Source organism: Nocardioides sp. NPDC057772, assembly GCF_042798075.1.
In the GTDB taxonomy this organism is placed as follows: Bacteria; Actinomycetota; Actinomycetes; order Propionibacteriales; family Nocardioidaceae; genus Nocardioides.
In genome coordinates this window covers 1-7,692 of sequence record NZ_JBHVKN010000233.1, presented here as the reverse complement: position 1 = coordinate 7,692, position 7,692 = coordinate 1, and the positions used below count along the sequence as shown (strand labels likewise).

Annotated in this window: 6 protein-coding genes; 1 reads left to right on the top strand and 5 read right to left on the bottom strand. The window is 69.6% G+C overall.

Annotation, left to right across the window (positions count from 1 at the left end):
* Positions 1–69: 69 nt before the first annotated feature.
* Positions 70–1,368: a hypothetical protein gene (locus tag ACFVJS_RS24620; protein ID WP_378885947.1), complete on the bottom strand. Its 1,299-nt coding sequence runs from the start codon at positions 1,366–1,368 to the stop codon at positions 70–72.
* Positions 1,361–1,870, bottom strand: coding sequence for a SigE family RNA polymerase sigma factor (locus tag ACFVJS_RS24615; protein ID WP_338144320.1), 510 nt, complete (start codon positions 1,868–1,870; stop codon positions 1,361–1,363). The genes ACFVJS_RS24620 and ACFVJS_RS24615 overlap by 8 nt, the downstream gene beginning before the upstream one ends.
* 111 nt (positions 1,871–1,981) lie before the next feature.
* On the opposite strand from ACFVJS_RS24615, the gene ACFVJS_RS24610 reads away from it, so the two are divergent.
* Positions 1,982–3,661 carry a DUF885 domain-containing protein gene (locus ACFVJS_RS24610; RefSeq protein ID WP_378885945.1) on the top strand — a complete coding sequence of 560 codons (1,680 nt, stop codon included), beginning with the start codon at positions 1,982–1,984 and terminating at the stop codon, positions 3,659–3,661.
* A gap of 444 nt (positions 3,662–4,105) precedes the next feature.
* Here ACFVJS_RS24610 and yjfF read toward each other — a convergent pair whose 3' ends face one another.
* The 3 genes from yjfF to ACFVJS_RS24595 form a co-directional block, all read right to left on the bottom strand.
* A complete protein-coding gene (gene yjfF / locus ACFVJS_RS24605) occupies positions 4,106–5,113 on the bottom strand; it encodes a galactofuranose ABC transporter, permease protein YjfF (protein WP_378885942.1) in 1,008 nt (335 codons plus the stop codon).
* Entirely contained in the window at positions 5,110–6,177 is a 1,068-nt protein-coding gene (locus ACFVJS_RS24600) for an ABC transporter permease (protein WP_378885940.1), read from the bottom strand. Before ACFVJS_RS24600 ends, yjfF begins: the two co-directional genes overlap by 4 nt.
* Positions 6,170–7,692, bottom strand: a 1,523-nt coding sequence (locus ACFVJS_RS24595; protein WP_378885938.1) for a sugar ABC transporter ATP-binding protein, incomplete at its 5' end; no start/stop codon positions are given. The genes ACFVJS_RS24600 and ACFVJS_RS24595, both read right to left, overlap by 8 nt.

Genomic DNA, 7,692 nt, shown 5'->3' with positions numbered 1-7,692 from the left:
CTACGCCGCCTGGCGCACTACGCGGTTGCTGGCCGTCCTCCCCGAGCGGGGACGGCCAGCAACCGAGGGTCAGGAGAGGCAGACCTTGGCGACGTCGTACTTAGCCGAGTAGATCGTCACCGGATCATCGGCGAACACCGGCCGGCAGGCCGGCGAGGTGAGCTCGTGCACGGTGATCCCGTCGTAGAACCCGTGATCGGTGCAGTTCTCGTAGTTCACGTAGACGTCGCCCGGCTTGCCGTCGCGGAAGATCCGCAAGATGACGTACGCCGTGACCGGCTGCCCCTTCGCGCAGTTCTGCGGCGAGTTGGGGCCGGAGCGGGCCGGGGCGTCCCGGATCGCCTCCACGAGGCCGGAGGCATCGGCACCGGTGATCTCTCGCGAGCCGGTGAGCGAGGCCGAGGACGGCTCGTACTCACAGATCGCGATCGAATCCGGGGCATCGCCCTCGAGCGGTGAGCTGGTCGGCTCCGTCGGCGGTCGCACCGGGTCGCCCTCGGCCAGCGGCGAGGCGGTCTCGCAGCCGAAGGGATCCTCGGGCGTCGTCTGCAGCGAGGCCTTGATGTCGCCGTTGACGTCGTCGTCGCCGGGACCGGTGAGGATCGTCGCGTACGCGTCCTCGACCTGGACCCGCGTCAGCAGCCAGCCCTCGTGCTCCCAGGAGCCGGTCTCGAAGGTGTCATCCTTCTCACGCTTCTGGATGAGCACATAGGGCTGCCACAGTGCGAACGGCACCTTGCCGAACTCGGCCGGGAAGTCACGGTCGCGGGTCTCGTTGCACGCGATCGCCGGCACCGGCCGGTTGGTGATGTTGGCGACATAGGGAGTCCGCGGCACGGTGTCCCACTGGTCGCCCGGCTCTGCGATGCACTCCGGCAGCGCCGGCGCCGTGGCGTCGGCCCACTCCGCGGGCACCTGGAAGGCGATGTCGTAGCGGACCGCCCAGCGCTTGCCCTCCGCGGGCGCGCCCAGGTCGTCGCGGCCGCGCTGGTCGTAGGTGCCCTCGGGGGCCGCCTCGTTCTGCTCGGAGAGGGCCTTGGGGGCCTCGCCGGAACTGTCCTCGACACCGGCGTTGTCGCTCGCGGCCGTGCTCTCGTCGCTGCTGCCCGTGGGCTGCAGGTTGGCGATCACGCCACCCAGCCCGACGACGGCCAGCACCGCGGCGGCCGCGGCCAGGATCCAGGGTGCCTTCCGGCGTGCGGGCGCCTTCTCCTCGGCCGTCTCCTGCCCGTCCGACGTGTCGGACACATCGGCCGGTCCAGATTCTTCAGCGGCCCCGGGGATCGCGAGCTCCCGCGGCTCGAAGCCGTCGGCGGCACGGGCCAGGGCGGCCCGGAAGGCCCGCTCCTCGCGCTCGAAGTCACTCATTGTCAACCCCCTCGTTCAATCGTTCCCTCAGCTTGGCCAGCGCCCGGTGCACATGTGAGCGGGCGGTGGCTTCGGCGCAGTCGAGCACCACGGCTATCTGTGCGAACGACAGGTCCTCGTAGAACCGGAGCACCACCGCCGCCCGCTGGTTCGACGGCAGCGTCTGCACCAGGGCCCACGCCTCGTCCGCGTCGCGTTCCTCCGGGCCGGGCGCGTGGCTGGTGGCCATCGGCTCGACGTCCTCGACCAGCACCAGACGGCGGCGCTTGCGCCAGCCGCTGATCGACCCGTTGACGATGCTCCTCTTCACGTACGCCTCCGCCGTCCCGGACGCCGCCAGCGACTCCCACCGCGGCAGCGCACGGGTGAGGGCGTCCTGCACCAGATCCGGAGCGTCGGAGCTGTTGCCGGTCACCAGGTAGGCGAACCGCTGCAGCGCGGGACCCCGCGAGGCCACCCAGGCACCGAAATCGGGCTCTGTCGCCTCATGGCCGGCATCCACGGACACCTCCTCTGGCACGTTCACACCCCTCCTACGCGAAGTCTGTCGTGTTCGTTGCGTATAGCGCGGAATTGAGTTGCCCCGGCACATCCCGGTCCTAGGGTTGGCGGGGTGACCCGTGAAGTAGACGCCCGCACCGACCGCTATGTCGAGGACCTCTGCGCCCTCGACCCGCTGACCGCGACGTACGTCGGTGTCGCCGGCCATGACGCCGAGCTCCCTGACCTCTCGCCCGACGGGATGCAGGCGGTGGAGGACCTCCATCGGGCGGCCTACGCCGACGTGGCCGCTATCAAGCCGGTCGACGAGCGTGAGCAGGTGGCCAAGGAGGCCTTCCTGGAGCGGGTCGGCCTCGACATCGAGTTCGCCGACGCGCAGCTCGACCGGAAGTTCGTGTCCGTCATCGCCAGCGGCATCCACAACCTGCGTGAGGTCTTCGACCTGATGCCGACCGACACCGAGGAGGACTGGGTCGCGATCGGTTCGCGGCTGGCCGGGTTGCCGCAGGCCGTCTCGGGCTACACCGCGACGCTCCGCGAGGAGGCTGCGGCCGGGCGGGTGTCGGCGAAGGCCCAGTACGCGAAGGTCGCCGACCAGATCCTGGGCTGGACCGGGCAGAAGGGTGCCGGCGACTTCTTCAGCGGCCTGGTCGCGCGCGCCCCCGGGACCACGCCCGCCTCCCTGCGCGCCGAGCTCGAGGCTTCGGCCGCGAAGGCCAACGAGGCGTTCGCCGAGTTCGGGCGGTTCATGACCGACGACCTGGTCCCCAACGGCCTGCCGAAGGAAGCGGTCGGCCGTGATCACTACCGGCTCTACTCGCGGCGCTACCTCGGCGCCGAGATCGATCTGGAGGAGACGTACGCCTGGGGTTGGGAGGAGCTCAAGCGGCTCTCCGACGACATGGATGCCACCGCCGATCGGATCCTGCCGGGTTCGAGCCTCGCCGAGGCGGCAGCTCACCTCGACAACGACCCGGCGCGGCAGCTGACCTCGACCGACGCGCTCAGGTCGTGGATGCAGAGCAAGGCCGACGACGCGATCGCAGAGCTGGCCGACGTGCACTTCGACATCCCCGAGCCGGTCCGGCGGATCGAGTGCATGATCGCGCCGACCTCCGACGGCGGGATCTACTACACCGGCCCCTCCGAGGACTTCTCCCGGCCCGGCCGGATGTGGTGGTCGGTGCCCGAGTCGGTCACCTCGTTCGGCACCTGGCGCGAGCTGACCACGGTCTACCACGAGGGCGTGCCGGGCCATCACCTCCAGGTCGCCCAGACCGCCTACCGGGCCGAGCTGCTCAACCGCTGGCAGCGGCTGATGTGCTGGGTCTCCGGCCACGGCGAGGGCTGGGCGCTCTACGCCGAGCGGCTGATGGACGACCTCGGCTACCTCGACGACCCCGGCGACCGGCTCGGCATGCTCGACGGCCAATCCTTCCGGGCCGCCCGGGTCATCATCGACATCGGCATGCATCTGGAGCTGACGATCCCCGAGGACAACCCGTTCGGCTTCCACCCCGGCGAGGTCTGGACCCCGGACCTCGGCCGTGAGTTCATCGGCCAGCACTGTCTGATGGAGGCCGCCTTCCTCGACTTCGAGGTCGCCCGCTACCTCGGTTGGCCGGGCCAGGCGCCGTCCTACAAGGTCGGCGAGCGGATCTGGCTCCAGGCCCGCGAGGATGCGCGCGCTCGTGCCGGGGCGGCCTTCGACATGAAGGCCTTCCATCGTGCGGCGCTCGACCTCGGGTCGCTCGGGCTCGATCCGTTGCGGGCGGCTCTTGGGCGGTTGTAGCCCGGTTGGTCAGGGGCATTTGGTCGTTACGCGGGGCGCTCCTTGCCTTCAGGCACTGTTCCGCGGGGCTGGTCTTGGGCCGCCGACCCTGTCCTCGAGTATTTCTCGACCTGCCCCGGAGTCAAGGACGGCCTGCGGCCGCCGGCTACGCCGGCCGCTTACGCGGTCCTTGACACCGGACCATGTCGAGAAAGATTTGGCTGGCTATCAGGGGCGGCGGCCCCAAAGTGGCCGCGGGACACTCGCTCCTCGGGAGGCGGACGCCCCAGCGCGAACGAAAATTCATTCACCCCGCCCCGCCGAACGAATTTTCATTCACCCCGCCCCGCCGAACGAATCTTCATTCACCCCGCCAATCCCAAGCCGGTACCCACCCCAAGGCCCCGCGCCAGACCCCTGCCGCCGACCACAAACACAGCCCCTGACGGGCAGGAAGATCCGAACCTAACGACGCCGCGTCAGCAGCCTCTGCGCCACGACGAAGACCAACACCAGCACCCCGATCGTGATCCGCGTCCACCACGACGACAGCGTGCCGTCGAACGAGATGAAAGTCTGGATCGTGCCCAGCACGAGCACCCCGAGCAACGACCCGATCACGAAGCCACGGCCACCGGTGAGCAATGTCCCGCCGATGACCACGGCGGCGATCGCGTCCAGCTCCATGCCGACGGCGTGCAGCGAGTAGCCCGAGAGCGTGTAGAGCGCGAACAGGAGGCCGCCGAGCGCAGCACACAGCCCGCTGATCGCATACACCCCGACCTTGGTCGCCGCGACCGGCAACCCCATCAGCAGTGCCGACGGCTCGCTGCCGCCGAGCGCGTACACGGTGCGGCCGAAGCGGGTCGAGGAGAGGACGTACGCAGCGACCGCGACGATCACGAGCGCGAAGACCGCGGTCCAGCCGAGGTAGTAGCCACCGGGCAGGGTGATCGAGCCGAACGCGATGGCCGAGAAGGTCTCGTCCTTGATCGGGATCGAGTCGACGCTGATCAGGTAGCAGAGCCCGCGGGCGAGGAACATGCCCGCCAGGGTCGCGATGAACGGCTGGATGTCGAAGTAGTGGATCAGCAGCCCCATCGCGGTGCCGAGCAGGGTGCCGGCCAGGAGCACGACGGCGATCACCGCCACCACCGGCCAGCCGAGCTCGAGCGTCCTGGCCGCGATCAGCGTCGAGAGGGCCACGTTGGAGCCGACCGAGAGGTCGATCCCGCCGGTGAGGATCACGAACGTCATGCCCACCGCGAGCACGATCAGGAACGCGTTGTCGAGCAGCAGCGTCAGGAAGACCTGCGGGTCGGCGAAACCCTCGTAGCGGATCCCGCCGACGCCAAACATCCCGATGAACAGGGCGAACGTGCCGAGCACGGGCAGGTAGCGCCGCGGCGGACTGAACCGCGCGACCTTGGCCAGGATCCCGTTGATCTCCTGTGCTGGTGCCATGGTGCTCATGCGACCGCCTCCTCGCGGCTCGGACCGGTGGGCGTGCGGTCGCCGCGCCGCTGCAGCACCGCCCGCGCCTTGGGCGACTGCAGCAGGCACACGATGACGACCACCAGCGCCTTGAACAGATAGTTGGCCTCGACCGGGATGCCGATGTTGGGGATGGTGCGGGTGAGGGTGGCGATCAGCATGGCCCCGACCAGCGTGCCGGTCAGCGAGAAGCGACCACCGGCCAGCGACGTACCGCCGATGACGACCGCCAAGATGGCGTCCAGCTCGATCCACAGCCCGAGGCTGTTGGCGTTCACCGAGTGGGTGTTGGCGGCGACGATCAGGCCGGCGGTGCCGGCGCACAGCGCCGCGAAGACGTAGACCGTCCAGATGATCGTGCGGGACCGCACCCCCGCCAGCCGGCTCGCCTCCGGGTTGATCCCGACCGACTCGATGAGCAGGCCGAGTGCGGTGCGGCGTACGACGATCTGGGTGGCCGCGAAGACCGCGAGCGCGATCAGCGCGGCGACCGGGAGCGTGAGCAGGTGGCCCGAGGCCAGCGCGGCGAAGGTGTCGTTGTTGACCGTGGTGATCTGGCCCCCGGTCACCAGCATCGCGATCCCGCGGCCCGCGACCATCAGGACCAGGGTGGCGATGATCGGCTGGATGCCGACGACCGAGACCAGGAAGCCGTTCCACAGCCCCAGCGCGATACAGACCGCCAGCGCCATCGTGACCGCCACGACCGCCGTGCCGGCAGCGCTGTCGGCCGGGCTCTTGACGATGTAGACACAGGCGACCGCGCCCGCGATCGCCGCCACCGCTCCGACCGAGAGGTCGATCCCCCGGGTCGCGATGACCAGGGTCATCCCGATCGCGACCAGCAGCACCGGGGCGCCGTTGCGGACGATGTCGACGAGGCTGCCGAAGAGGTGACCGTCCTGGATGCGTACGTTGAAGAAGCTCGGGGTCGCGATCAGGTTGACCACCAGCAGCGCGCCGAGCGCGGCCAGCGGCCACAAGAGCCGGTGGGCGAGCACACGGGCGGCGAGCGACGTGCCCGTTCTGACGGTCTCAGGCATCTGCGCGCTCCTTCTCGACCAGCCCGCCGGGCTCGCCGGTGATGATCTCGAGTACGTCGTTGACGTCGATGTCACGGTTGGGCCGCTCGGCGATCTTGCGACGGTCCTTGAGGACGACCAGCCGGTGGCTCAGGCGCAGCACCTCCTCGAGCTCGGCGGAGATGAACACGACGCTCATCCCCTTCTCGGCGAGGTCGGCGACGAGCTGCTGGATCTGGGTCTTGGCGCCGATGTCGATGCCGCGGGTGGGCTCGTCGAGGAGGAGTACGTCGGGCTTCGTGATCAGCCAGCGCGCCAGCAGGACCTTCTGCTGGTTGCCACCGGACAGACTTCGCATCGGCAGGCTCGGATCGGCGGGCCGGATGTCGAGGGCGGTCATGAACTCCTTGACCAGCGTCGCACGGGTGAGGGCCGGGATCGGCCGCAGCCAGCCGCGGCTGGCCTGCAGACCGAGCAGCATGTTGTCGGCGACGGAGAGCTCCTCGAAGACGCCTTCGGCCTTGCGGTCCTCGCTGCAGAAGGCGAGCTTGCGGTCGATCGCGTGCCGCGGGCTCCGCAGCCTCCGGCGGCTCGACCCTCTCACCGTCAGGTCGCCGGTGTCGGGGGTGTCGGCGCCGAAGAGCAGCCGGGCCAGCTCGGTACGTCCCGAGCCGAGCAAGCCGGCGATGCCGACGACCTCACCGGCGTAGAGGTTCAGGTCGGTGGCCTCCAGGCTCCCCTTTCGGCCCAGGCCGACGGCGCTCAGCACCGGGAGGCGCTGCTCGGCGGAGGCCTCCTCGGTGGCCTCCTGCATGGCATGGTCGAGGCGTTCGAGCACCTGGAGATCACGGCCGATCATCAGTTGCACCAGCGCGAGCTGGGTCGTCTCCTCGACCAGCCGCTCGCCCACGACACGGCCGTTTCGCAGGATCGTCATCCGGTCGGAGATCTCGAAGACCTGGTCGAGGAAGTGGGAGACGAAGACGATCGCGGTGCCCTGGTCACGCAGCCTGCGCATGACCTCGAAGAGCCTGGCCACCTCGTCGGCGTCGAGGCTGGAGGTCGGCTCGTCGAGGATCAGCACCCGGGCGTCGGTGTCGACGGCACGTGCGATCGCGACGAGCTGCTGGACAGCGATGGGATGGCTGCCGAGCTCGGAGGCGGGATCGACGTCGATGCCGAGCGCTTGGAGGGAGACCGCCGCGCGCCGGTTCATCTCGCGCCGGTCGATCCGGCCGAGTCGGCGGGGCTCGCGGCCGAGGAGCATGTTCTCGGCGACGGTGAGGTTCGGCACCAGGTTGACCTCCTGGTAGACCGTGCTGATCCCGGCGTGCTGCGCAGCGGCAGGAGTGGCGAACTGGGTCTCGACACCGTCGATCTCCACTCGCCCCGAGTCGATCGTGTAGACCCCGGTCAGCGCCTTGATCAGCGTCGACTTCCCCGCCCCGTTCTCCCCCATGAGCGCGTGCACCTCCCCCGGGAGGAGACGGAGCGAGACGCCGTCGAGGGCTCGGACCGCTCCGAACGTGATGGAGA

What these genes read in the sequence shown, in the direction of transcription:
- yjfF (WP_378885942.1), bottom strand. Translation starts at nt 5,113, where the DNA reads ATGAGCACCATGGCACCAGCACAGGAGATCAACGGGATCCTGGCCAAG.
- ACFVJS_RS24620 (WP_378885947.1), bottom strand. Translation starts at nt 1,368, where the DNA reads ATGAGTGACTTCGAGCGCGAGGAGCGGGCCTTCCGGGCCGCCCTGGCC.
- ACFVJS_RS24600 (WP_378885940.1), bottom strand. Translation starts at nt 6,177, where the DNA reads ATGCCTGAGACCGTCAGAACGGGCACGTCGCTCGCCGCCCGTGTGCTC.